Here is a 25,152-nt window from a genome sequence, read left to right on the forward strand (position 1 = left end):
CTTTTTGTGATTTTTGGCATAATTATAATTAAAAAAAGGAAGAAATTTGAAACTTATTAGCTGGAATGTAAATGGCCTTAGAGCGCTTGTAACAAAAGATGGTTTTGCATGGCTTACAGAGCAAAAGCCTGATTTCTTGGCACTTCAAGAGATTAAAGTCAAAGAAAGTGATGTGCCAAAAGAAATTTATAACCTTGGTTTTAAAGATATAAGTGTAAATTCAGGCGAGAGGGCCGGATACTCTGGCGTGATGAGTCTAGCAAAATTTGACATTTCTACACAAAAGGCAGTTTTTTTCGACGATACGGAGGGGCGAGTTTTGGAGCATAGATTTGATGATATCGTGCTTTTTAACATCTATTTTCCAAACGGCCAAAAGGATGACGAGCGCCTAGCCTATAAAATGGATTTTTATGAGAAATTTCTAGCTTACTGCAAAGAACTTGTAAAAAGCGGTAAAGAGGTGATATTTTGTGGCGATGTAAATACTGCTCACCGTGAGATCGACCTTAAAAATCCAAAGGCAAACTCTAAAACTTCAGGCTTTTTGCCTATCGAGCGAGCATGGATAGATGAGGTGCTAAAAAGTGGTTTTATAGATACTTTTAGAGCCATAAATGGCGATGTAGTGGACGCTTACTCGTGGTGGAGCTACCGCTTTAATGCAAGGGCAAAAAACGTCGGATGGAGAATTGATTATTTCTTTATTTCACAAGGATTAAAAGATAGGCTAAAAGACGCATTTATCTTACCAGAGATCATAGGCAGCGACCACTGCCCAGTTGGGATAGATATAGAAATTTAGCCACTATTCCATTCTGCGAGGCTTGCCTAGTAAGAAACCTTGTGCGTAAGGTATTCCAAAATTTTTGATTTGATTTAAAATTTCTTCCGAACTTGCAAACTCGGCTACTATTTTGTAGCCTTGTTTTTTCGCAAAGCTTACGATGGTTTCTACTAGAACTCTAGCATTTTCATCAAATGGAAGCTTTTTGATTATCGAGCCGTCTATTTTTATGGTGTCTATATCAAGCTCCAAAATTCGGTAATAGTTTGAATATCCTGAGCCAAAGTCATCAATCGAAATTTTACATCCATAGCCTTTGACGCGTTTTATGAAAGAATTTACCGCAACATAGTCGCTAAGCTCTTCGCTCTCTAGCATTTCAAAACAAATTTTATTAGGATCTTTGCACTCGTTTAGCTTGCTCTCTATAAGCTCTCTCATACTAGCATCAGCAATATCGGTAATTGATAAATTTATCGAGAACATATAATCTGGATATCTCTTGGCAAGATCAAACGCAAGGCTTATCACTTTTTTGGTTATTTGTGGATATAGTTGCGTCTTCATGGCAATATCTAAAAATTCGCCCGGATAGTGTATCTTGCCATTTTGATCGATTATACGAACCAAAACTTCATAATATTTTGCTTCGGTCTCATTTTCTTCTAAGTTAAAGATACCTTGTGCTTCTACTATGACTCTATCATTTTCTAACGCATCTTCGATTAGCTGAACTGCCAGCTGGTTTTTGTGATATTTCATCTCAATGGCGTCATTTTCTAGATAGTAGTAAATATTGCTACCATTTTCTATTGCGAGCTGATTTGCAAGGACTGATTGCATTAGGCGGTTAGTTTGTGGGGTATCGTTTGGCAATGAAACACCAAATACCATCTTTATGCCTGGTAAATTTTCAAATTTTTCATCAATAGCGACATTTATTCTATTTGAACCAAAATATTCTCTAATATATTCAATATCTCTTACGATATTATCGCCTTCATACCATATATAAAATGCGTCATCTTGAAATCTAAATAACTTTGCTTTTATCTCAGAAGTATCTATGCAAAGCTTTAGTGTATCAGCCGTTGCCTTTAGCATTGCATCGATAATCTTAGTTTGATAAAAGAATCTTAAAATTTTAAAATTCTTAATGCTTAAGCAAATGAGTACTCCATCTTTTTGCGCGTCTAAAATTTCAGTTAAAGCAAAGTAGTTGCCAAAGCCTGTTAGCTTATCGATTGAAGATTGTATTTTTATTTGTTCATTTTTTTGAGTCAGCTCGTTTAGTATCAGCGTCTCTTTAGTCCTATCAAGCTTTATGGCTATATAGCCCTCAAATTTATTTTTAAAGAAAAATGGCGAAAATTTTACCTTTTCATATAAAAAATCACCGCTTTTTGTTCTGCTTATAAGCTCATCGCTCTCCCAAGGTAGAGATTTTTGCAGAGCCTCTTTTATGGATTCATAAAAGCTTTGTGGGTGCATATATGATTTTAGTATTCTAGGATTTTTGCCAATTAATTCTTTTAGCTTGTAGCCAGTTTTTTCTTCAAAGGTTTTATTTACATATGAAATTCTATTGTATTTATCGCAATAGACAACAGAGCTATGATCGTTTTCAACCGTGGATCTTAAGAGTTTTATTTGCCTTAAACGCTCTGAGGCCATTTTAATTTGATATAGGCCAAATGCACAAAATATTATAAATGCAAGTAAGCAAATTGTTTGAGCTATTTTTGCGTTATTCACCTCATCAGAGTGAAATTCTAGGATTTTGTTTCTAAAATTTTCTATCAGATTATCAAGATGTAGCTCTTTTACACTATTTGAGATTGTACGTAAAGTTTTTGTAGCTTGAGTTGCATAAAGTATCTTGTCTAATACATTTTGAGCTTTTTGGTTATCTTTATACTCGTTTTTATACATTTTTATTTGCTTTGAAATATCATCTATTGCTTCAGGACTAAGCATCAAAGCACCTTTTATCGCATAAAATATAGGCTCAAGCTTATTTGGAAGTGCGAGATTTTGTATTTCATATTGACTTATTTGGATATAAGAATCTATAGATGAGTTTACATAAGCTGATCTTTGTAAAAAAAATACTTTTTTACTAAATACATCTCTTATGTTTTGTAGATCTTTTGTTATTTCATTTTGATGAAATAACAACATCTCATCACTAAGCATTGATAGGTTGCTCAAATTTGTATCAAAAGAATTTATGTCAGCATTGAGTTTGTCGTAGTTTGAGATATCATAAATATTATTTAAAGAAAAAGTTATCTCATTGTCTATAAATTTTAGATTTAAAATTCCATCATCAAATTTATGAGCTGCACCAATAGCTATATTTGCTTTATATATAAAAAATGCACTAATGAAAAATATAGCTGTTAAGACGCTAAGTATGGTTTTTATTCGTTTAGTACTCATTTAGTATCCTAGGCTTTTTACCATTTAATGTCAGAAAAAATGAGTATAAAGCATCAATTTCATCTTTGCTAAGAACGTATCCTAGCTGGTAGTTACCAATAAAGCTTATAGCCTCTTTTAGATCATTTATCTCTCCATGAGATAAATATGGAGCAGTTTTTGTAATATTTCTTAGTGATGGCACTCTTCTTAATCTTTTGCTTGTATCTAAGGCAGAAATTTTTTCTCGGCCAATATCTTGTGTCAAATTTCCTCCTAAATTTCTACCATTGTGACAAGCGGCACAGCCTATATTATTAAATATCTCAAATCCTTTCTTTGCACTATCGTCTATGGCGTTGTTATCACCTGATATAAAACGATCAAATGGCGAATCAACACTTAAGACAGCCTTTTCAAACTCAGCTATTGCATCTGCAATATTATCAAAATTAATGCCGTCATTATAAATTTTTTTAAATAAAATTTTGTACTCAGAGATATTATTTACAGAGTCCACTATCTTGTCGTTATCTGAGTTTAGTTCTATTCTAGAGGTTATGGACTCTTTTACTTGATCATTTAAATTGCTAATCTTTGCATCGCTATAAAATAGATAGTTTGCTGCAGCATTTAATATGGTTGGAGGATTTAAAGTGCCTTTTTCCATGCTATCTTGGTTGCTTCCACTTAAATTCCAATACAAGTTGTGACAAGTTTGACAAGAGTAGTTTTCATTTGGGCTTAGCCTTTTGTCAAAAAAGAGTTTTTTGCCAAGTAGAGCCTTTTCTTCATTATATTTTACTACCGTAAGAGGTTTGTAGGATTCATATTTACAAAATGAAATCGTGATGATAAATAGACAAAGTATAACGCCCTTCATAACGCCCCTAAATTTTAATTTTCTTTTTTATATCGGCAAATTTTTGATTTTTTATATAGTACATTATTTTATTGTTTTTTTGAAATTTATGATACAATTCGCTCGATTTAGAAAATATTTATATTTCAGGGAGGAGAAGTCATGAAAAAAGGCTTTACGATGATTGAGTTGATCTTCGTGATCGTTATATTGGGTATATTAGCCGCGGTTGCTATACCAAAACTAGCTGCAACAAGGGATGATGCAGAGATAGCAAAAACTGCTACAAATATACAAACACTTATTGCTGATTTGGGTTCTTACTACACTTCACAAGGCGAATTTGCTAGTAATTCGGATATTAAAGAAGCTGTCAAAAAAATGTCAAATGTAAAAATACCAGTAAAAGCAAAAAATGATGAGTGTTTAGAGGTACGTCCTGGAAATAATACTAGTGGTGAAATAGGCATTACTATAAAAACAGGTGGTCTTTGTGAACAAGTTTGGGGATTGCCAGGACTAGTAGATGTTAAAGCTCTAATCGAAAGTAGCGACAATAAGACAGCTAATACGCTTAAATTTGGCGGCATGGGCATAAAATATAAATAAAATTTTTAGCAAGGTTTTTCCTTGCTTTTTATGATATTTGGCTTACTAAATTTTTAATATAACAAAGACTGATAGAAATACAAATTTTTACACAAATAATTTATATACATAAAAATAAGCTTTCTAAGATTTAATGCGTTGCCAAAAAGTATCAATCCTAACTATACTAATAGGCAATGGCTTTTTATTAAATTTAATTGATTTTGTCCTTTACAAATTTTAAAGATAAAAAACGTAAAATCAAACCATGGATTTACTAAAAGACCCGCTAAATAAGCTCATCATCTCGCTCTCACTTCCAGCTGGCACCGCAATGATGTTTAATACTCTTTATAACGTTACTGGCACATTTTTTGCAGCAAAAATTTCTACTCTTGCCGTAGCTGGTATGGCTATGAGCTTTTTGCTTTATCTAAGTATCGTAGGCATTGGGCTTGGTTTTGGCTCAGCACTAACTGCGCTAATAGGCAATAGCCTTGGAGCAGGAAAGATAAAAATGGCCAAATTTTATGCGGCAAATGGAATTATCTTTGTGCTAGTATTTGCTATTTTTATGGGGTTTTGTGGCTATTTTTTAGCACCAAACTTGCTCACTCTTTTAGGAGCTAATCATCACTATTTAAAAGAGGCGCTTGATTATGCGGGTGTTATCTTTCTTGCTGCACCATTTTTCTTGATTATCAAATCTCTAAACGGCGTACTCGTGGCACTTGGAGATACAAAAAGTTACCGCGATTGGCTATTTTATGGCCTTTTTATCAACGCATTTTTTTGCTACTTTTTTGCATTCATTTTGGGTTTTGGCGTAAAAGGACTTGCTCTAGCAACGGCTAGTGTTCAGCTTTTGGGCATGATCTACCTTTTTGCAAAAGTTAAAAAAGCTAAGATGATCGAGCCAAGAAATTTAAGCTATTTTGTGCCAAATTTTAGCATTTGGGCAAAGATTACAAAACAAGCTCTACCAGCTTGCTTGAACTATCTATCGATGTCGCTTGGCTCACTTGTACTTTTAAAATTTATAAGCTACTATGGCGTAAATGCCGTAGCAGGATATGGTATAGCTTTAAGGATAGAGCAAATTTTGGTATTGCCGACCATTGGTATGGCTGCAGCAGTTTTAAGTATCGTTTCAAGAAACTATGGCGCTAAAAATTTTAAAAGAGCTAAACAATGCTATAAAATTTCGCTTCTTTTTTTACTTATTTATTGTGCATTTGCTTGCGTTTTTATTAGATTTTTTAGTGAAGATATGATAAGAATTTTTGATGATACGCCGGCAGTTTTGGAGATAGCAGGGCTTTATCTTGGTATAAATTCTCTTGCTTACGTAGCTTATGGCACGATAAATGTCTCAGGCAGCACTCTTCAGGCCGTAAAACGCCCAGTGGCCATCTTTTTGCTAAATGGATTTAGGCAATTTGTGCTTCAAGGATCACTTTTTTACGTGGTAGTCTTCTATTTTGGTCTTGAGATAAAATTTATATGGCTGGCCCTATTTTTTAGCGTCTATCTCACAGCCATTTGTTTCGTCTTTTGGACGCTTTATCAGTTAAGAATGGCTACTGACGTAAGCTTTTAAATTTAAAACAAAATGCAAAAAAGCAAAGTGAAGCAACTAAGATTATGCTAGCTCCGCCTGTTAGGTTAAAATAAAAGCTAATAAATAGACCGCTAAAACAAAAAACGACTGAAAAGATAGTAGAGATTAGCATCATCAGCCCAAGTCTTTTGGCAAAAATTTGTGCTAAATATGGCGGTATAGTAAGAAGGGCGATGACTAGAATCAGCCCAACAACACGAATCGTAGCCACCACACAAAGTGCCATCATGCACACTAATAAATAGTGAAAAAATGTTGTATTTACACCGCGCAACTTTGCAAACTCTGCATCAAAGCTAATAGCTACAAATTGACGGTAAAAAAGGGCAATGAGTGCTAAAAATAAGATATCTAAAATACTCATAAATGTTATATCTTGCCCACTCACTGCTAAGATAGAGCCAAAAAGATAGCTCATAAGATCGGCATTGTATCCTGGAGTTAAATCGATAAAAATGATACCAATAGCCATGCCAAATGCCCAAATAGCACCGATAACTGAGTCGATGTTGGTTTTATCTTTTAGCGTGATAGTTGCGATTATAAGGGCTAAAAAGAGTGAGAATATGCTAGCTCCAAGAAGTGGTTCGAGCGAGAAGAAAAAGGCAAGTCCTATGCCGCCATATGCTCCGTGCGCGATACCGCCAGCGATAAAAGTCATTTTATTTATAACAACGAGCGAGCCTATGAGCCCACAAATGATACTAACTAAAATGCCAGCAATAAAGGCGTTTTGCATAAAATTTAACTCTAAAATTTCACTCATTTTATCTCTTTAGCTTAAAAACATTACTTTTGATTTTGCACTCACATTCGCCAAGTGCGATCTCGACATCGCAAAAATGGCTATGAGATTTTGCTAAATGCTCTATAAATTCTCTTTTTGCAGTATCTTCATGAGTTTTATGGATATGTAAATTTTTACTCACGTAGGCGATTTTTGTAGCATAATTTAGCACGATATTTAGATCGTGACTTACCAAAACTACACCAACACCACTTGCATTTATATTTTTTAAAATTTCATAAATTTCAGCCTGACCCTTTGTATCGATACTGGCTGTTGGCTCGTCTAAAACGAGGACCTTTGCATTTGCACAAAGCGCTCTTGCGATATATACACGCTGTCTTTGGCCACCGCTTAGCTCACCAATTCTAGCGCTTGCAAATTCTTTCATGCCAACTTTCTCAAGGGCAGCAAGAGCCATTTGCTTCTCATCTCGCGAGTAAAAACCAAAAATTTTTTTATCTATTAGCCCCATTAAAACTACTTCTAAAACCATCATTGGAAAGCTTTGATTTGAGAGAAAATTTTGAGGCACATAACCTATAAATTTACTGACTTCGCTTGGCTCTTTTCCAAAGAGTTTTATCTCGCCACTTTGAGGCTTAAGTAGTCCTAAAATAAGCTTTAAAAGTGTGCTTTTGCCACCACCATTTGGACCGATGATGGCTAAAAACTCATCGCTACTATAATCTAAATTGATACCTTCTAAAACCACTTGCTTATCGTAGCTAAAGTTTAAATTTTTAATTTTTATAATTTCTTTCAAAACAGACTCTTTTGTGTAAATGTCGTAGTAAAAATAAAAAGTCCAAGCCAAAGCATAACGCTAAGAGCCATAAATTCGGCATAGATTTTAAACTTTTTTAGCTTAATATTTGTGCTCTCGTTTATCTTGGCCCCAAAAATAGCCGCTAAAAATATCACTGCGCTCATGCCAAGCGCCATAAATACGCCACTTATAACGCCTGCAAAGTAGCTACCTAGCTCATTTGCCAGTACAAAGACAAGTATTGTGCCAGGACAAGGAATAAGTGCCGCAGCAGCTGCTACTAGCCATTCTTCTTTGCTTTTTGGTTTTTTTGTAGTACAGATATTACAGCCACAGTCGCTAGTAAATTTTGTATTTTTACTCAAATTTTGGCTTAAACTTGAGCTAAAAATATAAAATTTATTTAACTCTTTTTTGCTTGAAAGATAAATTTTGACCTTTTTATAAAGCATAAAAATCGCTACAAAAAAGATAATAATGCCAGAAAATGCTGTCATAACGCTTGCTGTATCTTTTGTTAGATCGCTACTAATCTCACGCAATATCATAAAACTAGCAAGCACAAAGATAAAAGCACCCACAACATGTAAAAATCCGATCTTTAAAGAGAAGAAAAAGGCTTTGGCGTAGCTTCCACCAGTTGCGGCAAAATAGGAGCTTGTAAGCACCTTGCCATGTCCCGCAGATGCAGCGTGCAAAAAGCCATAACCAAATGATATGAGCGCTAAAAATAGCAGAGTTAGCGGACTTTTTTGATCAAAATTTCTTAGAATTTGCTTTAATCTATCAAGCATATTTAGACTTGTTTTAGAAACAAGATCAAACTTAGCCTCATCGATTTTATCGATCTGGCTTAAATTTTCATCTTCAAAATTTACTGAGTTTGGCTCTTTTAGAAGCTCTTTTAATGCAGGCTTTTCATTATGAGCTTTGGCTGCAGTCTTACTTGAAAATGTAAAAAATATTAAATTTGCATTTGGATTTGGTATCGTCCAAAACTGATCTGATACCAAAAATGCGTTGTTTTGTGTAAATTTAAAATTAAAATATCCCTCTTTATCGTCCATTTCAACAGACACCACAAAGCCATCTTTGATAAGCAAATTTGTCTTAAAACTAACGTCAAATTTTAATCTACCCTCATCAAAATAGAGTTTATACTTTTTTAAATTTAGCTCAAGCTTTGTAGCATTTTCATCTTTGTAAAAGTACTCAATGTTTGTTAAATAGTGCCTTGGCACAAGATAATCAAGTAAATTTAAGCGGATCTTTTTGATCTCGCTTTCATCTATCTTTTCATCCTGATTTAGGTCAAAATTTTGCCTCATGAGCTCTGAGAAATTTTGTGAAAATGTCCATGAAAAAGCAATTGTAGTGATATTGTTTTCGTTTGAGTCAAATTTTACGCTCACGTGAGCGGTCGGGCTATAAAGCGAGCAAAGAGCACACCCGAAGGCATTTATAGCAAATAAGCAAATGACAATCAGGCGTGCTAACATTTTTTATAGACTCTTAGCAAAAATTTCTGCTGTTTTTTTCATCTCATCTAGCCAATTTTCTGGGAGCTGATCAATGCTTATGACCTTTGAGCCAGTCTCTTTTGCTACTAAATTTGCAGCCTTTGTTGGAAACTGCGGAGCCACGAAAATGACCTTTACACCGTGCTCTTTAGCTTCTTCTATGAGCTCTTTTAGCTCAGCTGGCTTTGGCTCTTTGCCCTCTATCTCGATAGCGATTTGCTCTAAATTATAACGTTTTGCAAAATATCCCCAAGATGGGTGATATACGATAAATTCGCGAGTTTTAACATCTTTTAGAGTATTTTTGATAAAGCTATCAAGCTCGTCAAGATTAGCTTTAAATTTAGCTAAATTTTCCTCATAGAGCTTTGCATTTTGCGGGAATTTCTCTATTAATGCCTTAGCAATATTATCAGCTTGGGTTTTTACTAAAACTGGATCAAGCCAAATGTGCGGATCAAGGCCATCATGATGGTGATGATGCTCGCCAGCTTCGTGGTCATGGTCATGGTGCTCGTGATGCTCATGTTTATGCTCACCCTCATGCTTGTGCTCGTGATGTTCATGGTGTTCATGATGCTCGTGTTCATCACTCATAGCGATCTTTTCGATGCCTTCTTGTGTTTTTACAATGTGTAAATTTTTAAAAGATTTTGAAAAACGCTCTAGCCAAGTATCTTCAAACTCAATGCCAATAGCAAAGTAAAGCTCACTCTTTTCAAGCTCCTTCATCTGTTTTGGCTTTGGCTCATAAGTGTGCGGATCAGCACCTTTGCCAACCATTGTATTTACGCTTAGTGTATCACCAGCGATTTGCTCAACAAAAAATTTTGTAGGCAATATACTAGTCGTAACAACTGGCTTTGCAAAAAGTGACAAAGCGCAAACTGCTAAAAAAACAAAAATCTTTCTCACCATCTCTCCTTTGTTTGAAAAAATATTGCGGAAGTTTAGCAGATTGCAACTTGGTTGCAACTTAAAGAACGAAAGCCTAAATATAGTGCTTTTTAAATGAAATTTAAAACTTTTAGCGTTAATATACAAAAAATAAAAAGGGCAAGGATGAATGCAAGAAATTTCTTAGAAGAGCATAGTATCAAAGCAACTACTTTTCGCATAAAGCTCGTTGAAATTTTGCAAAATGCCAAAACTCCATTAAGCTATGATGAAATTTTAGAAAGCCTTAATGCAAATAAAACTACTTTTTATAGAAGCATAGAAATTTTTGAAAAAAAGGGCCTTGTCATAAAAACCGAAAATAATCATAAAAGCTACTACGAACTAGCAAATGAGGCAAAAGCGTACTTTATCTGCGATGTCTGTCATAAAGTTACAAACATCGACATGCCTCATCTAAACGTCGCTAAAAATATAAAAAGCGCCGTGATAAAAGGCGTTTGTGATGAGTGTGATCACGAGTAAAGAGCGATTATCTCAGCCGGAATGGCTTTTGGGCGATTCGTTTTTAGATCGATATAGACAAACTCAGTCTTGCCAGTTGCTATTAGCTCGTCATCTTTTTTAAACTCAAAATATCTACAAGAAGTCGCTTTGCCCTCAGCTTGTGTGTAAGTGTAAATTTCTATCTCATCCATTAATTTTGCGCTTTTTATATATTTGGCTTCATTTTTTCTAATGAGCCAGATCTCGCCTCTTTTATACTGCGCCTCGACCGTATCGCCAACCGCGGCAGAGTGCGCAAATGCAGCCTCTTGCATAAGAGTGAAATAATAGACATTATTCATGTGTCCGTGCATATCAATGGCTTGTGGTGGGATTATTACTTTGTAGATAAAATCTTTCATTTCTAGCCTTTTTTGCTAGAATTATAACCAAAAATAAGGAGCTAAAATGCAAAATTTATGGGATAAAAAGGCGTCAAATTATCAAAGGTTTGATGGCAAAGTAAGTGCTATTCAGCAACAAATTTTTGCTAAATCCTTAGCTTGGGGAGTTGATTTTAGCGGTAAAGAAATTCTAGATATAGGCTGTGGCACCGGTGTTTGGACGATATTTTTGTCAAAAACTGCAAAAAATATAACAGGTATCGATAGCTCAAAAAATATGATAGAAATTTTAAATGAAGATGCCAAAAGATTTGGCGTGACAAATTTAACTAGCAAGGTTTGCTCGTGGAGAGAATTTAAGCCCGCAAAGCACTTTGATATCGCCATTTGCACGATGAGTCCAGCGATAGCTAGCGATGAAGATTTTGCTAAATTTCATAATATCGCAAAGCAAAAACTCTACCTTGGCTGGGATAAGCCTAGAAGCTCTGATTTGATTGAGCCATTTTTTGAAAAATTTGGACGCACTCTCTCTCAAAAAAATGTTGTAAATAGGCTTGAAGCGTGGCTAAATGAGCAAGGGATCGCTTATAAGAGTGAAATTTTAAACGAAACAAGGATCGCTAGACGAAGTGTGCAAGAAGCTGCTGAAAATATCTGCTGGCACCTTGAGATAAATGGAGCTAAAAACTACGATGAAAAAGCGGTTTTAGCGATGTTAAAAGAGAGATTTGACGGCGAGTTTATAGATGAAAAGATAGAGTCGCAGATGAAGCTTTTTGTCTTTTAAGCTAGTTTTGATCTAGAGAAAAATTTTTTACCAAATTCGCTAAAAATAACTCCAAAGATTATTAAGATCGCGCCAAAAATTTGTATGAGAGTTAGCTTTTCACCAGCGAAAAAATAGCCGATAAAGCCAGCAGAAACTGGCTCAAGACAGAAAAATAAAGCTGCTTTGCTAGCCGTTGTATATCTTTGAGCGATGGTTTGTACAAAGTAGCAAAAAATGGTACCAATAAATGCAGTGATAAAAATTGCTATAAAAAATTCCCTATCGTAATTTGGCACGACACCACCTTCAGTAAACGCAAAGACAAATGAGAGTAAAGAGACAGTGAGAAATACTACAAATACGAGTAGATAAAGCTCGCATTTTCTTACAAAGTGGCCATTTAAGCTCGTGTAAAGTGCATAAAATATGGCACAAAGTAGGGCAAGTGCCTCGCCAGCTCCTAAGGCAAGAGTGGCTCCACTTAAGAGCCAAAGCCCAAAAATAGCAATAAGTGCACCAAAAATAGCAAAAATAGTTATTTTATTTTTAAAAATGAGTGCTGTCATAAAAGGCACGATCACACACTCAAGCCCTGTAATAAAGGCAACACTTGAGCTAAAAGTAAGTTTTAGAGCGTAAGTTTGAGCAACAAATGAGCTAAAGAGAACTATACCAAGGATAAGCCCATAAATGACGCTCTTTTTGTCAAATTTCTTAGCAAATTTAAGCACGACAAAGCTCATAAAGATAGCGGAAATAAAAAATCTACAAAAGAGCATGACAAAGACACTATTTGTTCTTAGTGCATTTGCCATAGGTAAAAACGTAGCTCCCCAAACGATGGCAACTACAATGAGTGCGATGTCGGCTCTATTTTGCGCGCTTAAATTTTTCATTTAAAGATTGAGTCAAGTACCTTTTTGCCGCTATCTAGGCTAAAGCCGCTTCTTAGCCCCTTTTCTTTCTCGCTCATTACGTTAAATAGCCCATCTAACGTCTTTCTTGTGATATATGCGTTTAGATCCTCGCCCTCATCTGGCATATATTCGCTTGCACCTAAATTTTTAGCTAGACTTTTGACTGATTTTATCGTTTCGTTATTTTTTGCTGAGCCGCCGATAAAAGAATTTAGCCCATTATATGCGGTCGCAAAGCTATTATCACTCATCATTTTCTCAATTATCGGAGTAAAAGCCGCCTTTAGCTTTTGGCTAGAGCTTTTCTCTAAATACTTCGTAACGCTGTCGCTGCCGCCATTAAAGAGCTTTTTGACATCTGCTTCGTTCATATTTTTTATGCTCTCGCTAAAAATTTCAGCAGCCTTTGGCACGGCCGTGGTTGCAGCGTTGTTTATCGACTTGCTAAGGTCTTGCGCCCACTTCTCGCCGCCCACTTTTTTGGCTAAATTTGACGCCATCTCAAGGCTTTTTGGGAGTGGGATTTTAGCTGTGGCGTTATTTATAAAGCCCTCTTTTGAAAGCTCGCTAACAGCGGCATTTAGTGCCTCGCTAACTAAGCTTTTATAGTCGCCGCTTGATGCGTGAGTGGCGATTTTAACGCCTTTATTTATCATATCATCCATGCTTGCAGCTTGTAAATTTAAAGCAAGCGCGCCACAAAGAATAACAAGAGATCTTTTCATCTTCTCTCCTTTTTTAAATTTAAAGCAAAATCATACAAAAAATATCTAAACGCTTAAAATAAATTTAATATTTTTGCACTAAAATTTGCTCTTTTTTTAAAGGGAATTTATGCAGCTTTTACTTCTTAGCTTCGCTCTTAGCATGGATAGCGCGGCTCTAAATATGGCAAACGGCGCAAGGTATAAAAATTTAGCTCTTAATAAAATTTTATTTATTGCTTTTATACTTGGTTTTTTTCAGTTTCTTATGCCGCTTCTTGGCTATCTTTTAGGTGTTAGTTTTGCAAAATTTATAAGCTCGGTTGATCATTTCATTGCATTTTTTATACTTTGCTTTCTTGGTTTTAGAATGTTTAAAGAAGCCTGTAGCAAAGAGGAGTGTGAGTATCTTAAGATAGGATTTAAGACCATTTTGTATGGGGCATTTGCCACTAGTATAGACGCTCTTGCCGTTGGCGTCACACTTAGCTTTGAAGAGATAAATATCTTTCAAAGCTCGCTCATCATCGGTGTAGTCTGCTTTGCATTAAGTTTGATTGCTTTTTATATAGGTAAATTTATGGGTGAAATTTTAGAAAAAAAGGCGCTCTTTTTGGGAGGAGCGATATTAATTTTTCTAGGTTTTAAAATTTTAATAACGCATTTAATTGAGAACGGCACAGTTCAATAAAAATTTAAAATAACAATTAAAAATAATATTTAAGATTAACTATATTTTAAAGCTTATATGGATAAGATTTTGATTTTTAGAAGTGGTGACCCATACGAGACTCGAACTCGTGTTACCGCCGTGAAAGGGCGATGTCCTAACCGCTAGACGAATGGGCCACATGTCGGTTATGAAGTTGGGATTATATTTCTTTTATACTTAATTTTAGATTAATAAGGAAAAATTTTTGAAAAAAATTTTATTTATTTTGTTGTCTGTTTTTATTTTTACAGGTTGCGTGGCTACCAAAACGCCGCAAAATTCACAAGCTTTTCAAGTTACTTTATTTTCTCCGATGATCAAGATAAATGACGTTGGATTTTTCCATAAATATAAAAATGAGCTAAATTTGCAAATTTATAGTTCTGGCGTAAACACCGCAAACATAAGCATAAGAGATAAAATTTGCATAAATAGCGCTTGTTTTAACAAGACTGAGTTTAATGAGAAATTTTTTCTAGCCCCGCATTATGAGAGCCTTTTTGAAGAAATTTTGCAAAAAGAAAAGATTTATGAAGGCAAAGGCTTGATAAATACGGAGTGTGGTTTTAGTCAAGATCTAAGTTCATATTTTATAAAATACGAGGTTTGCGACAACTACGTCAAATTTATAGATAGCAAAAACAAAATAAGAGTTATAATAAAAGAGTTAAAATGAGATACATCGGAGCTCACGTAAGTGCGGCTGGAGGCGTGTTTAACGCTCCGTTAAATGCTGCAAAAATAGGAGCAAATGCTTTTGCGCTTTTTACAAAAAATCAACGCCAGTGGAATGCAAAAGAGCTAAGTGCTAGCGAAATAGAGCAGTTTAAAGAAAATCTAAAAATTTCTGGCATAAGCACAAAGCATGTTTTGCCACACAGCAGTTACTTGATAAATTTAGGCCATCCAGATGAGGAGGCAAGAGCAAAGTCGCTTGAAGCCTTTATAGATGAGATAGATCGCACCAGTAAGCTTGGGCTAGAGCTTTTAAATTTTCATCCAGGCTCACATCTAAAACAAATAAGCGAAAAAGAGTGCCTAGATAATATCGCAAACTGCATGAACGTGGCACTTAAACGCACAAGCGGTGTAAAGCTAGTCATCGAAAATACAGCTGCACAAGGCTCAAATTTAGGCTTTAGTTTTAAGCAGCTTGCTTATTTGATAGAGCGAGTAGACGATGAGAACAGAGTTGGTGTTTGCTTTGATACCTGTCACGCATTTGCTGCTGGATATGATCTAAGAAGTAAAGAGGCCTACGCCAAGACGATGGGGGAATTTGATGCGATCATTGGCTATAAATTTTTATCCGGCATGCATTTAAATGATGCAAAATTTGGACTTGGCTCGAAAAAAGATAGACACGAGAGTCTTGGCAAGGGTGAGCTTGGATTTAGTGCTTTTAAAAATATAATAAATGATGATAAAATAGGCGAAATTCCTTTAATATTAGAGACGATTGACGAGAGTATTTGGGAAGACGAGATAAAAATTTTAAGAAATTTCGAAAAGGAAAAACTATGAAAAAAGTGCTATTAAGCATTATTATGGCATCTACTTTGCTAAATGCTGGAGGTTATAAGGTCCCTGAGCAAAGTGCTGATTCTTTAGGGCTTGCTGCTAGTAACGTAGCCTTTAGTTTTGGGGCTGATGCGGCGTATTTTAACCCTGCAAATATGATGTTTTTAGATGGACGCCATCACATAGAAAGTACCCTTGGCTGGTTTCATATAAATAAGCTTGAGTTTAAAAGTGATAGTGGCAAAAGCTATAGATCAGAAAAATTTGACTCGCTAGCTGGTACATTTAGTTTTGTAACGCCAGAAATTTATGAAAACTGGAAATTTGGTTTAGCTCTTGCCGTTCCTGCTGCTGTTGGTGTATCATGGGAGGATCCAGCTACTGCATTTACCGCTAAAAGGTTTAAGCTACAAGTTGTTGAGTTAAATCCAACCGTAGCTTACCGCATAAACGATAAACTTGCCATTGCTCTTGGTGCTAGAGGTGTTTACACCAAAGGTAAGATAGCAAGTGACTTTGGACGAATAGGCTACAGAGAGATAAAAGGCGATGGTATGGGCTATGGCTATAATGTTGCACTTACTTATAGACCTATTGAGGATTTAAGCTTTGCCGTTACTTACCGCTCAAATGTAAATTTAGAACTTAAAGGCCATACAGATGCTGATTTTTATAACCTACCTATAAGCTACCATGGCAAAACAAAAGTTGAGATCCCACTTCCTGCTCAGCTTGTGCTTGCTGCTGGCTATAAATTTAGCGATTTTACTCTTTTACTAGCTTTTGAGAGGACGTATTGGTCTAAATTTAAAGGCTATGACTTTGAATACATGGATAAAGGCCCAGCTCACTCGCATCCAGCTTTTGCAAGATTTATGGACGATCCAGTTGTTAAAAATGCAAAAGATACAAATACATATAGACTAGGCATTGCCTATGATGTAAATGAAAAATTTAGGCTAATGGCTGGCTTTGCTTATGATGAAGACATTACAAGTAGCAAGCATACTGGATTAGAGCTTCCAAATACCAAATCTAAGGTATATTCTTTTGGAGTAAATTATAAATTTACACCAAATCTTGAAATGGCACTTGGATATGTTTATCAACACCGTGATAAGAAGCGTGCGACAGGTATTACCAACAGTATTGCTACAAAAATGTCAGGGGAATTTGATACTGGTACGATCCAAATCCTTGGTACGACTTTTAAATATACATTTTAGTTAGGGTCAATAATGCGATACTCTTATAATAATTTTTATGAAATTTTAACCAAAGTAGCAAAGGAAAATCCAAATCAAGTAGTTCTTTTTGAAGAAAAAGAGAAGCTAAAATATCGCGAATTAAAGCAAAATGTCGATAAAGTGGCAGCTTATTTGCAACTTGCTGGAGTAAAATTTGGTGATAAAGTAGCTATGGCGGTTACAAACTCGAAAGAATTTATCATCTCATACCTTGCGATAACTGCAATAGGCGGTATCGCAGTGCCTATGAATACTTTTTTAAAAGCAAACGAGTTTAAATATATCATAAATGATTGCGGTGCAAAGGTGCTTTTTGCGTCTAGCTCGCTTGCAAAAGAGTTAATCGCATTAAATGAGCTTGAAATTTTAAGAAAGATAATCTGGATCGGAGCAATACCAAAGAAGCTTCAAAGTGCTTCAAAAGATGAATATATAGACACTGACGAAGAGTATGGCGAGAGCGCGTATCTTACTTCAACACCTCAAATTTCAAAAGAGGATATGAGCAAGGGCTATGAAAATAATGGCCTTGTTAAAAATATAAATTTTACAGAAACTCTAAATCACAAATACGCTCTTAGTATCACAAAGTATCCGGTAATAGATGATTTAATGCATATAATTTACACTTCAGGCACTACTGGCAAGCCAAAAGGTGCGATGATAAGCTATAAAAATATCTTTTCAAATTTAATTGGAGCTCATGATCGTTTTATTGTTAAAACGAGTGATAGGTTTATTGTATTTTTGCCGATGTTTCATAGTTTTACGCTAACTGCAATGGTGTTGCTTCCGATATTTGCGAGCGCTTCGATGGTTCTTGTAAAGTCGGTATTCCCATTTTCAAATGTGTTAAAGCAAACTTTGCTAAAGCGTGTAACTGTATTTTTAGGAATCCCAGCCATCTATACAGCTATTGGTAAGGCAAAAATTCCTTGGTATTTTAGATGGTTTAACCGCATTAGATTATTTGTAAGTGGTGCAGCTCCGCTTGCAAAACAGACGATAGATGACTTTAGAGTGAAATTCCCACGTGCAACACTCGTCGAGGGATATGGCCTTAGCGAATGCTCGCCAGTCGTAGCTGCAAATTTATATGATAAACAAAAGCTTTTAAGTGTAGGGCCTGTGCTTGATGGCTATGAGGTAAAGATAGTAAATGATGAGATGATGGAGCTTCCAGTTGGCCAGATCGGTGAGATCATCATAAAGGGTGATTGCGTAATGCAAGGCTATTATGGTATGCCAAGCATCACTGATGAGACCATAATAAACGGCTGGTTAAAGACCGGAGATCTTGGAAAAGTCGATGAAGAGGGCTTTATCTATATCGTTGATCGTAAAAAAGATCTTATCATATCAAAGGGCATTAACATCTATCCGCGCGAGATCGAAGAGGTTATTTACAAACTTGAAGCAGTTGAAGCAACAGCGGTAATCGGCGTAAAAGACGTGCATGCAGATGAAGAGGTTGTGGCGTTTATTCAGGTAAAAGAGGGCATGGATCTTGATGAAAAGACAGTAAGAGAGCATTTAAAGAAAAATTTAGCGAATTTCAAGATACCAAAGAGTATCTATTTTGCCGAAGAGTTGCCTAGAAATGCTACTGGTAAGGTGCTAAAACGTGTATTAAAAGAACAAATAGAGCAGATGAAGGATAAATTTTAGTGAAATACTTGCTTGATTTTTTAAACCAGGACCTCAAAAAAAGCAAAATTTACGAGCTGATAAAGTGCGGCGATGAAGAGGGAGAAATTTTAAAATATCTAAGTAAGGCTTATGTGCAAGGAACAGCTAATATGAGCGTTTTTGAGCTACTTGGAGCAGTCTTTGGCACACAAAATGATAAGCAGCTTTTGTATCTAAAATTTATAAAAAATTTGCTTGATAGCGGTTGGATTGTACAAAATTATAGTCTTTTTAAAATACCTGAGAGCACGCAAAGGGCTTCAGCTCAAGGGCTTCTTTCGTTGCTTCATTCTGAAATTTCTCTATCAGCCACATTTTTAAAAATTCTTGAAGATGGCAACGCTGATATAAACCTACCAGAGCTTACGCCATATGAGGATCATTTGGAGTATTTAAAAGATCAGTTTTTAAAGGTGGAGCTTTACTCAAAGGCTGCTATTTTTGGCGATGGTTCAAGTGATGCAAAAAAGCGCATAAATGAACAAATTTCTGAGCTTACAAAACGCATAAATGAGCGCGTAAAACTAAGTAAGATCAGCCTAAAGATAGAGCAAATTTTTAAAGAAAACTCGCTCTATGAAAAAGAGCAGATCATATTTTTGGCCCTTTTAAAAGAGGAGTACGCGGGCGACTTTGAAAATGGTCGCGACCTAAACACACTAGTTGGGCTAATAAGCAAAGACGAGCTTGAGCGCATCAAAAATCGCACTCTTTTAGAGGATGGCTCAAGGCTCATAGAGGGCGCACTCATTGACTACGACGAGGTTTTAAATGCTTACGGCAACGTTAGCAAGAGCTTTTTTATAAACGAAGAAATTTTGCAAAGCATAATGCACCCAAAAAACGATAAAAATAGCAAAAAAATCAAGATCGAAAGCCTAGTAAAAGAGCAAGAAATTTTTGAGCTAATAGAGCCAGTAACGAGCCTAGAAGACGTCGTGCTAAACGAAAAGACAAAGCAGCTTTTAAGCACAATACTAAAGCAAGTCGATAAAAAAGTGCTTGCTAGACTTAGCAGCTGGGGCATAAAAACTAGGAAAAATATAGACGCCAAGATCATCTTTTACGGCGAGCCTGGCACTGGTAAGACTATGAGCGCCGTTGGGCTTGCAAAGAGCCTAAAGAAGCAAATTCTAAGCTTTGACTGCTCAAAAATTTTAAGCAAATATGTCGGCGAGAGCGAGCAAAATGTAAGGAAAATTTTTGATACTTACAAAGAAATTTGCAAAAAAAGTGGTAGTGAGCCAGTGCTCTTGCTAAACGAGGCCGATCAGTTTTTAAGCACAAGAGTAGAGAGCTCGAGCGGGGCTGAAAAGATGCATAATCAAATGCAAAATATCTTCTTAGAGCAGATCGAGCGTTTTGAAGGCGTGCTGATCGCCACGACAAATTTCTTGCAAAGCCTTGATGTGGCGTTTTCTAGAAGGTTTGATTATAAGATCGAGTTTAAAAAGCCTGATTTTAACGGCAGGCTTGCCATTTGGCGTAAAATTTTGCCTGAGAACGCGAGCTTTGAAGATGGCTTTAGCGTTGAAAGGCTGGCTGAGTTTAACCTAAGCGGCGCTCAGATCGTCCTTGCGCTAAAAAATACCGCACTAAAAGTTGCTATAAAAGATGATGGAATTTTTACCTTTGAGGACTTCAAAACGACGATAGAGCGCGAGCTAAACTCTAGCTTTGGCGAGGATAAAAAGATGGGATTTGGCTCTTAAGCCTTCTCTCTTGATTTCATTGTTTGTATAAATTTAAACAAATATAAAAATAGCAAGAGCCTCTGACATTGGCAAGAAATTTGCTTTTACCTAATTAGAATTTACACGTTTGCCGCCGCCAAAGTCAGGGAAAGTATAAGCTAAACTCAAGTTTTGATGAGAAAAATAGGTCTTGGCCCTTAATCTCTTTCAAAATTTACTATCTCATGTAGCATATGCTTTTTGTTGCGAGGTGAAGTTTAAAGTGCCAGAGATTACTGATCTAAATGTAAAATTTTACTTTCATAGTTAAATTTACGCCATGATTGCTATCAAAATTTACAGCAAAACAGATATCAGCGCATAATCACTTAGTATAAATTTAACTTGCTCACTTGTCTCAAATTCACTACTGCAGAGTTTGCAAATAAGTAATTTTTGTCAAAAAATCCCAAATTTTAGAATTTGCACACTTTGTGATCGCTGTTTGGGATGCGTATTGTGCTTAGAAATAGTTTTTAATACTTTGTCGTTTTGTATAACACAAAAATCGTTCTCACTAAGTTTAAAATAAAAAGTCCCATAAATTTCAATTTCTCTTTCACGATGTTTGTAGTAGCACTTTTTGAAATCAAAAAAGAGATGAGAAAATAGAAATTTATAGGTCTTTGAGTGCGATTTTTACATCCGAAGTAAAGAAGTAATGCGTGATCACTTTAGCAATTAGTATAAAAAATTGATTATATTTTTGGCAAGACTCGAGAAGCTATAAAAATTTTAGTAGCGAAATTTGTCAAAAGGCTTGCAAATTTTAGAAATTTATTGATTGATCTTATCAAGCAGCTCTTCGACCTCTTCGAGCGCAAAGGTCTCTTCTGAGCTTTGTTTCAAGAAATTTTCCATAAATTCTTTCTTTGAGATCGCAAGATCAAGCTCCTTGTCGCTACCCTTTTGATAAGCACCGATACGAAGCAAGACCTCGTTTTCTTTTAAAAGCGAGTAAAGACGCTTAAATTTCATCGCATTTAGCTTGTGCTCTTTGCTGATCACATCGCCCATGACACGAGAGGCCGAGTTTTGGATATTGATGGGTGGGTAAATTCCAAAGTCTGTTAGCTCCCGGCTTAGTACGATGTGTCCGTCTAGGATAGAGCGGCTTTGGTCAGCTATCGGATCGCTCATGTCATCGCCTTCGACGAGCACTGTGAAAAATGCCGTGATGCTGCCCTTGCCCTCCTCTTTACCAGCACGCTCCATTAGCTGAGGCAAGAGTGTGAGCGAACTTGGCGGATAGCCTTTTGAGGTCGGTGGCTCGCCAAGTGCAAGGCCGATCTCACGCTGCGCCATCGCAAAACGTGTGACGCTATCCATGATGAAGAGCACGTCATTGCCTTGTTGTTTGAAGTATTCAGCCACGCTCATCGCACAAAATGCGCCATACTTTCGCATGAGCGAGCTGTCATCACTGGTCGCTACGATGATCACGGTGCCCTCCAGGTCGCCACCTAGGTTTTTTTCTATAAATTCAGGTACCTCGCGACCACGCTCGCCTATTAGTGCGACTACTTTTATTGGTGCCAGTGTGTTTTTTACGATCATGCCCATGAGGGTTGATTTGCCAACACCTGAGCCTGCAAAAATTCCCAGCTTTTGTCCTTTACCACAAGTAAGCAGTCCATCTATCGTCTTTATACCAACGCTAAATGGCTCATTTATGAGCCCCCTTTTCATTGCATCTATCGGCGCTCTCATGATCGGCATGTACTCGGTCGTATCGATCGCTCCTTTGCCATCAATGGGTTTCATAAATGGATCGACCACTCGGCCTAGCAAATTTGGCCCCACAGGTATATTCATACCTTGATCGCTCTCGTAGACAAAGTCGCCTATCCTAAAACCTTCTACAAAGCCAAATGGGCTTATATAAGCGCCATCTGTCTTTATTTGCGTAACCATGCCAAGACCATTTTTGCTCTTATCTTTTGCAACTATACGCACGATGTCGCCAATGCTTGGACGAAGTCCAGTGATCTCGATAGTCGTAGCTGTGATTTTAGTTATGATGCCAAAGGTATTTGAGAGTTTCACACCCTCTTTAAGCTTTAAATTTATATGCTCTAAGCTCAAAAATGCGTTTCCCTAGGAGAATTTATAAGCGAGAAAAACTCCCGCCTCGTGTCTGCGTTTTTGATAAAGCAGCCCCTAAGAGCCGAGGTCGTAGTGGTTGAGTTTATCTTTTGCACACCCCTCATCTCAACGCACATATGTCTAGCCTCGACGACGACTCCAACGCCTTTTGGAGCGATTACGTCCTCAAGTGCTTTCGCGATCTGCTCAGTCATTTGCTCTTGAATTTGTAGGCGTCTTGCATAGATATTTACCATACGTGGAATTTTACTAAGGCCAACGACCTTGCCATTTGGGATGTATGCTACATGCACGCGGCCGATAATAGGCAACAAATGGTGCTCGCAAAGGCTATAAAACTCGATGTTTCGCATCAGAACCATTTCGTTATTTGAGCTAGTAAAAAGTGCGTCACCAAGAACCTCTTTTGGATCTTCATCATATCCGCTAGTTAGAAATTTAAATGCTTTAAAGACACGCTCAGGCGTCTTTATAAGGCCTTCTCTATTTGGATCCTCGCCTATAATCGTTAGCATATTTTTAACCGAATTTTCAAAACTCTCTTGCATAAATTTTCTCCATAATTTTATTGCTAGATTCTACGTTAAAACGCCTTTTATATCTATAAAAATTTACAAATTTACAATGAAATAAGGAAAATTCTGCTATATTTTGGGCTAAAAATTTGTATTCATAAAGGAATTAGATGGAAATCAAAACAAAAGCTCTAGATAGCGTAAATACCTTAGCAAGCACGACTATAAGTGCAGATGCTATAAAATCTAGCGTAGAGAAACTAGCAAAAAAAGCAGCAAAAACTATGAAAGTAGATGGCTTTAGACAAGGTCATGTGCCAGTTGCTATTGTGCTAAAACGCTACGAGAAAGAGCTAACAAACGATGCTGAGCAAGATGTCTTAAGAGATGTTGTTGATGAGGCTATAAAACAAGCAGGCAAGAAAAATGATGATCTTATCGGCGAGCCTATCGTTTCAAAATTTGACAGAAAAGATGGCAAGATCGACGTTGAGCTAACAGTTTCATTTAAACCAAGTGTCGATGTGAGCGGCTATGAGAGTTTAATACCTGAGTTTTCAAATCCACGTGTTTTGAAAAAAGATATCGATGAGAAGAAAACTGAACTTTTAAAAATGATAGCTCCACTTGAAAAAATTGATGGCAAAAGAGGCCTAAAAGTAGGCGATTTTGCTAAATTTGACTTTGAAGGCTTTGTTGATGGCGTTGCATTTGATGGTGGCAAAGCTGAAAACTATGTGCTTGAGATCGGTTCAAATCAATTTATCCCAGGCTTTGAAGATGGTATGGTAGGTATAAAAGCTGGTGGCGAAAAAGATATCGAGGTTAAATTCCCAGAAAACTATGGCGCTGCACATTTAGCTGGCAAAGACGCTATCTTTAAAGTCAAACTTCATGAAATTCAAGAGAGAAAAATTCCTGAAAAACTAGATGAAGAGATGTTAAAAACTCTACTTCCAAATGAAGAAAAACCAACTGAAGAGTTACTTGATGAGCGTATAAAAGAGCAAATCCGCCAAGAGAAAATTTATAAACTTATAAATGATGAGCTTAAGCCAAAATTTGCTGAAGCTGCGGTTGAGAAATTTAAATTTGACGTGCCAAAAAATATTGTCGAGCAAGAGATCGATATGCAGTTTAGAAACGCATGGAGCTCATTTACTCCAGATGATATGAAAAAATTTAGAGAGGACAAAGATGCTCTTTCTAAAAAACGTGACGAGTTTAGAAAAGACGCTGAAAATAGTGTTCGTTTAACTTTTATCATCGATGAACTAGCTCGTGTAAGAGGCGTAAAAGTAAGCGATCAAGAGGTTGTTCAAGCGATCTATTTTGAGGCGTATAGAAGCGGTCAAGATCCAAAAGCACACCTTGAGATGTACCGCAACCAAGGCATGCTTCCAGCTATAAAGATGTCAATGATCGAAGAGAAGCTATTTGGCGAGCTCTTTAACAAAGAAAAAGACGAGAAAAAAGTAAGCAAAAAAGAGAAGGCTGAGTAATGAGCTATTACGTTCCTGTCGTAGTTGAAAGAACTAGTAGAGGTGAGCGAAGCTATGATATATATTCCCGTCTTTTAAAAGACAGGATCGTTATGCTAAGTGGCGAGATAGAAGACGGCATGGCTGCTTCTATCGTCGCTCAGCTGCTATTTTTAGAGGCTGAGGATCCAGATAAAGATATCTATCTATATATAAACTCACCAGGTGGCGTGATAACAAGTGGTTTTAGCATCTATGATACGATGAACTACATAAAACCAGATGTTTGCACGATCTGCATCGGCCAAGCTGCTAGTATGGGTGCATTTTTATTAAGCTGTGGCGCACCTGGTAAAAGATATGCACTACCAAATTCTCGCATCATGATACACCAACCACTTGGTGGTGCTAGAGGACAAGCGACTGATATCGAGATACAAGCTCGTGAAATTTTGCGTATGAAAGAAATTTTAAATGGAATTTTGGCCAAAAATACAGGTCAGAAGCTAAGTAAGATCGTAAAAGATACTGAACGTGATTTCTTTATGAGTTCGGCCGAAGCCAAAGAGTACGGACTTGTTGATAAAATTTTGGAGAAAAGTTTTAAATAAGG

24 protein-coding genes and 1 tRNA gene are annotated in these 25,152 nt (G+C 36.5%); 13 read left to right on the forward strand and 12 right to left on the reverse strand.

The annotated features are described in order from the left end of the window. The first annotated feature begins 46 nt into the window (after positions 1-46). On the forward strand, positions 47-805 hold the full coding sequence (locus CVS97_RS08345) for an exodeoxyribonuclease III (RefSeq protein WP_107785748.1): 759 nt from the start codon (positions 47-49) through the stop codon (positions 803-805). Positions 806-808: 3 nt separating this feature from the next. On the opposite strand, the gene CVS97_RS08350 is transcribed toward CVS97_RS08345, so the two are convergent. Both CVS97_RS08350 and CVS97_RS08355 read right to left on the reverse strand, forming a co-directional pair. After that, positions 809-3,229 carry a GGDEF domain-containing phosphodiesterase gene (locus CVS97_RS08350; RefSeq protein WP_107785749.1) on the reverse strand — a complete coding sequence of 807 codons (2,421 nt, stop codon included), beginning with the start codon at positions 3,227-3,229 and terminating at the stop codon, positions 809-811. Then, a complete protein-coding gene (locus CVS97_RS08355) occupies positions 3,219-4,091 on the reverse strand; it encodes a cytochrome-c peroxidase (protein ID WP_107785750.1) in 873 nt (290 codons plus the stop codon). Before CVS97_RS08355 ends, CVS97_RS08350 begins: the two co-directional genes overlap by 11 nt. A gap of 141 nt (positions 4,092-4,232) precedes the next feature. Here CVS97_RS08355 and CVS97_RS08360 point away from each other — a divergent pair, with 141 nt between their 5' ends. Both CVS97_RS08360 and CVS97_RS08365 read left to right on the forward strand, forming a co-directional pair. Beyond that, entirely contained in the window at positions 4,233-4,679 is a 447-nt protein-coding gene (locus tag CVS97_RS08360; RefSeq protein WP_054195989.1) for a type II secretion system protein, read from the forward strand. A 247-nt stretch (positions 4,680-4,926) separates the two neighbouring features. After that, the gene (locus CVS97_RS08365; RefSeq protein WP_107785751.1) at positions 4,927-6,258 is read left to right on the forward strand and encodes an MATE family efflux transporter; all 1,332 of its coding nucleotides are present in this window, start codon (positions 4,927-4,929) and stop codon (positions 6,256-6,258) included. On the opposite strand, the gene CVS97_RS08370 is transcribed toward CVS97_RS08365, so the two are convergent. The 4 genes from CVS97_RS08370 to CVS97_RS08385 are packed head-to-tail and all read right to left on the reverse strand — an operon-like array spanning position 6,239 to position 10,270. Further along, complete coding sequence (locus tag CVS97_RS08370; RefSeq protein WP_054195991.1) at positions 6,239-7,045, reverse strand: metal ABC transporter permease; 807 nt, start codon at positions 7,043-7,045, stop codon at positions 6,239-6,241. The two genes, CVS97_RS08365 and CVS97_RS08370, sit on opposite strands and share 20 nt — an antisense overlap. Position 7,046: 1 nt before the next feature. After that, on the reverse strand, positions 7,047-7,832 hold the full coding sequence (locus CVS97_RS08375) for a metal ABC transporter ATP-binding protein (protein ID WP_103628879.1): 786 nt from the start codon (positions 7,830-7,832) through the stop codon (positions 7,047-7,049). Further along, complete coding sequence (locus CVS97_RS08380) at positions 7,829-9,334, reverse strand: nickel/cobalt transporter (RefSeq protein WP_107785752.1); 1,506 nt, start codon at positions 9,332-9,334, stop codon at positions 7,829-7,831. The genes CVS97_RS08375 and CVS97_RS08380 overlap by 4 nt, the downstream gene beginning before the upstream one ends. Before the next feature lie 3 nt (positions 9,335-9,337). Then, positions 9,338-10,270: a metal ABC transporter solute-binding protein, Zn/Mn family gene (locus CVS97_RS08385; protein ID WP_107785753.1), complete on the reverse strand. Its 933-nt coding sequence runs from the start codon at positions 10,268-10,270 to the stop codon at positions 9,338-9,340. 147 nt (positions 10,271-10,417) lie between these two features. Here CVS97_RS08385 and CVS97_RS08390 point away from each other — a divergent pair, with 147 nt between their 5' ends. Continuing rightward, positions 10,418-10,777, forward strand: a complete 360-nt coding sequence (locus CVS97_RS08390) for a Fur family transcriptional regulator (protein ID WP_084109795.1) — start codon at positions 10,418-10,420, stop codon at positions 10,775-10,777. On the opposite strand, the gene CVS97_RS08395 is transcribed toward CVS97_RS08390, so the two are convergent. Beyond that, entirely contained in the window at positions 10,768-11,160 is a 393-nt protein-coding gene (locus CVS97_RS08395; protein WP_103628881.1) for an acyl-CoA thioesterase, read from the reverse strand. The two genes, CVS97_RS08390 and CVS97_RS08395, sit on opposite strands and share 10 nt — an antisense overlap. Before the next feature lie 46 nt (positions 11,161-11,206). On the opposite strand from CVS97_RS08395, the gene CVS97_RS08400 reads away from it, so the two are divergent. Next, positions 11,207-11,932: a class I SAM-dependent methyltransferase gene (locus tag CVS97_RS08400; protein WP_103628882.1), complete on the forward strand. Its 726-nt coding sequence runs from the start codon at positions 11,207-11,209 to the stop codon at positions 11,930-11,932. Here the strand turns inward: CVS97_RS08400 and CVS97_RS08405 are convergent. After that, a complete protein-coding gene (locus CVS97_RS08405; RefSeq protein WP_107785754.1) occupies positions 11,929-12,810 on the reverse strand; it encodes a DMT family transporter in 882 nt (293 codons plus the stop codon). The two genes, CVS97_RS08400 and CVS97_RS08405, sit on opposite strands and share 4 nt — an antisense overlap. Next, the gene (locus CVS97_RS08410) at positions 12,807-13,556 is read right to left on the reverse strand and encodes a DUF4197 domain-containing protein (protein WP_107785755.1); all 750 of its coding nucleotides are present in this window, start codon (positions 13,554-13,556) and stop codon (positions 12,807-12,809) included. The genes CVS97_RS08405 and CVS97_RS08410 overlap by 4 nt, the downstream gene beginning before the upstream one ends. Positions 13,557-13,665: 109 nt before the next feature. Here CVS97_RS08410 and CVS97_RS08415 point away from each other — a divergent pair, with 109 nt between their 5' ends. Continuing rightward, positions 13,666-14,226 carry a manganese efflux pump MntP family protein gene (locus tag CVS97_RS08415; RefSeq protein WP_103628885.1) on the forward strand — a complete coding sequence of 187 codons (561 nt, stop codon included), beginning with the start codon at positions 13,666-13,668 and terminating at the stop codon, positions 14,224-14,226. Between the two features lie 83 nt (positions 14,227-14,309). Here the strand turns inward: CVS97_RS08415 and CVS97_RS08420 are convergent. Continuing rightward, positions 14,310-14,384, reverse strand: a tRNA-Glu gene (locus CVS97_RS08420). A gap of 68 nt (positions 14,385-14,452) precedes the next feature. On the opposite strand from CVS97_RS08420, the gene CVS97_RS08425 reads away from it, so the two are divergent. From CVS97_RS08425 to CVS97_RS08445, 5 genes are read left to right on the forward strand one after another with little or no spacing between them, the layout of a single operon-like run. Continuing rightward, positions 14,453-14,923, forward strand: coding sequence for a hypothetical protein (locus CVS97_RS08425; RefSeq protein WP_107785756.1), 471 nt, complete (start codon positions 14,453-14,455; stop codon positions 14,921-14,923). Beyond that, on the forward strand, positions 14,920-15,771 hold the full coding sequence (gene nfo / locus CVS97_RS08430; protein ID WP_107785757.1) for a deoxyribonuclease IV: 852 nt from the start codon (positions 14,920-14,922) through the stop codon (positions 15,769-15,771). The genes CVS97_RS08425 and nfo overlap by 4 nt, the downstream gene beginning before the upstream one ends. Further along, complete coding sequence (locus CVS97_RS08435) at positions 15,768-16,994, forward strand: OmpP1/FadL family transporter (protein WP_107785758.1); 1,227 nt, start codon at positions 15,768-15,770, stop codon at positions 16,992-16,994. Before nfo ends, CVS97_RS08435 begins: the two co-directional genes overlap by 4 nt. A gap of 12 nt (positions 16,995-17,006) precedes the next feature. Continuing rightward, the gene (locus CVS97_RS08440) at positions 17,007-18,683 is read left to right on the forward strand and encodes a fatty acid--CoA ligase (RefSeq protein WP_107785759.1); all 1,677 of its coding nucleotides are present in this window, start codon (positions 17,007-17,009) and stop codon (positions 18,681-18,683) included. Then, positions 18,683-20,416 carry an ATP-binding protein gene (locus CVS97_RS08445; protein ID WP_107785760.1) on the forward strand — a complete coding sequence of 578 codons (1,734 nt, stop codon included), beginning with the start codon at positions 18,683-18,685 and terminating at the stop codon, positions 20,414-20,416. The genes CVS97_RS08440 and CVS97_RS08445 overlap by 1 nt, the downstream gene beginning before the upstream one ends. A gap of 798 nt (positions 20,417-21,214) precedes the next feature. Here CVS97_RS08445 and fliI read toward each other — a convergent pair. Both fliI and folE read right to left on the reverse strand, forming a co-directional pair. Beyond that, positions 21,215-22,507 carry a flagellar protein export ATPase FliI gene (gene fliI, locus CVS97_RS08450; protein WP_413784189.1) on the reverse strand — a complete coding sequence of 431 codons (1,293 nt, stop codon included), beginning with the start codon at positions 22,505-22,507 and terminating at the stop codon, positions 21,215-21,217. Positions 22,508-22,518: 11 nt separating this feature from the next. Further along, the gene (folE, locus tag CVS97_RS08455; protein ID WP_021090409.1) at positions 22,519-23,091 is read right to left on the reverse strand and encodes a GTP cyclohydrolase I FolE; all 573 of its coding nucleotides are present in this window, start codon (positions 23,089-23,091) and stop codon (positions 22,519-22,521) included. A gap of 137 nt (positions 23,092-23,228) precedes the next feature. Here folE and tig point away from each other — a divergent pair, with 137 nt between their 5' ends. Together tig and clpP are read left to right on the forward strand one after the other, a co-directional pair. Next, on the forward strand, positions 23,229-24,560 hold the full coding sequence (gene tig, locus CVS97_RS08460; RefSeq protein ID WP_107785761.1) for a trigger factor: 1,332 nt from the start codon (positions 23,229-23,231) through the stop codon (positions 24,558-24,560). Continuing rightward, positions 24,560-25,150, forward strand: a complete 591-nt coding sequence (clpP, locus tag CVS97_RS08465) for an ATP-dependent Clp endopeptidase proteolytic subunit ClpP (protein ID WP_054196008.1) — start codon at positions 24,560-24,562, stop codon at positions 25,148-25,150. The genes tig and clpP overlap by 1 nt, the downstream gene beginning before the upstream one ends. Positions 25,151-25,152 lie beyond the last annotated feature (2 nt).

Origin of the sequence: Campylobacter concisus (assembly GCF_003049735.1) — a bacterium.
Lineage (GTDB): Bacteria > Campylobacterota > Campylobacteria > Campylobacterales > Campylobacteraceae > Campylobacter_A > Campylobacter_A concisus_AN.

Bases quoted from the DNA above. Each gene is read 5' to 3' on its own strand.
- CVS97_RS08350 (WP_107785749.1), bottom strand. From the start codon at position 3,229: ATGAGTACTAAACGAATAAAAACCATACTTAGCGTCTTAACAGCTATA.
- CVS97_RS08355 (WP_107785750.1), bottom strand. From the start codon at position 4,091: ATGAAGGGCGTTATACTTTGTCTATTTATCATCACGATTTCATTTTGT.
- CVS97_RS08360 (WP_054195989.1), top strand. From the start codon at position 4,233: ATGAAAAAAGGCTTTACGATGATTGAGTTGATCTTCGTGATCGTTATA.
- CVS97_RS08365 (WP_107785751.1), top strand. From the start codon at position 4,927: ATGGATTTACTAAAAGACCCGCTAAATAAGCTCATCATCTCGCTCTCA.
- CVS97_RS08370 (WP_054195991.1), bottom strand. From the start codon at position 7,045: ATGAGTGAAATTTTAGAGTTAAATTTTATGCAAAACGCCTTTATTGCT.
- CVS97_RS08380 (WP_107785752.1), bottom strand. From the start codon at position 9,334: ATGTTAGCACGCCTGATTGTCATTTGCTTATTTGCTATAAATGCCTTC.
- CVS97_RS08390 (WP_084109795.1), top strand. From the start codon at position 10,418: ATGAATGCAAGAAATTTCTTAGAAGAGCATAGTATCAAAGCAACTACT.
- CVS97_RS08395 (WP_103628881.1), bottom strand. From the start codon at position 11,160: ATGAAAGATTTTATCTACAAAGTAATAATCCCACCACAAGCCATTGAT.
- CVS97_RS08400 (WP_103628882.1), top strand. From the start codon at position 11,207: ATGCAAAATTTATGGGATAAAAAGGCGTCAAATTATCAAAGGTTTGAT.
- CVS97_RS08405 (WP_107785754.1), bottom strand. From the start codon at position 12,810: ATGAAAAATTTAAGCGCGCAAAATAGAGCCGACATCGCACTCATTGTA.
- CVS97_RS08410 (WP_107785755.1), bottom strand. From the start codon at position 13,556: ATGAAAAGATCTCTTGTTATTCTTTGTGGCGCGCTTGCTTTAAATTTA.
- CVS97_RS08415 (WP_103628885.1), top strand. From the start codon at position 13,666: ATGCAGCTTTTACTTCTTAGCTTCGCTCTTAGCATGGATAGCGCGGCT.
- nfo (WP_107785757.1), top strand. From the start codon at position 14,920: ATGAGATACATCGGAGCTCACGTAAGTGCGGCTGGAGGCGTGTTTAAC.
- CVS97_RS08435 (WP_107785758.1), top strand. From the start codon at position 15,768: ATGAAAAAAGTGCTATTAAGCATTATTATGGCATCTACTTTGCTAAAT.
- CVS97_RS08440 (WP_107785759.1), top strand. From the start codon at position 17,007: ATGCGATACTCTTATAATAATTTTTATGAAATTTTAACCAAAGTAGCA.
- folE (WP_021090409.1), bottom strand. From the start codon at position 23,091: ATGCAAGAGAGTTTTGAAAATTCGGTTAAAAATATGCTAACGATTATA.
- tig (WP_107785761.1), top strand. From the start codon at position 23,229: ATGGAAATCAAAACAAAAGCTCTAGATAGCGTAAATACCTTAGCAAGC.
- clpP (WP_054196008.1), top strand. From the start codon at position 24,560: ATGAGCTATTACGTTCCTGTCGTAGTTGAAAGAACTAGTAGAGGTGAG.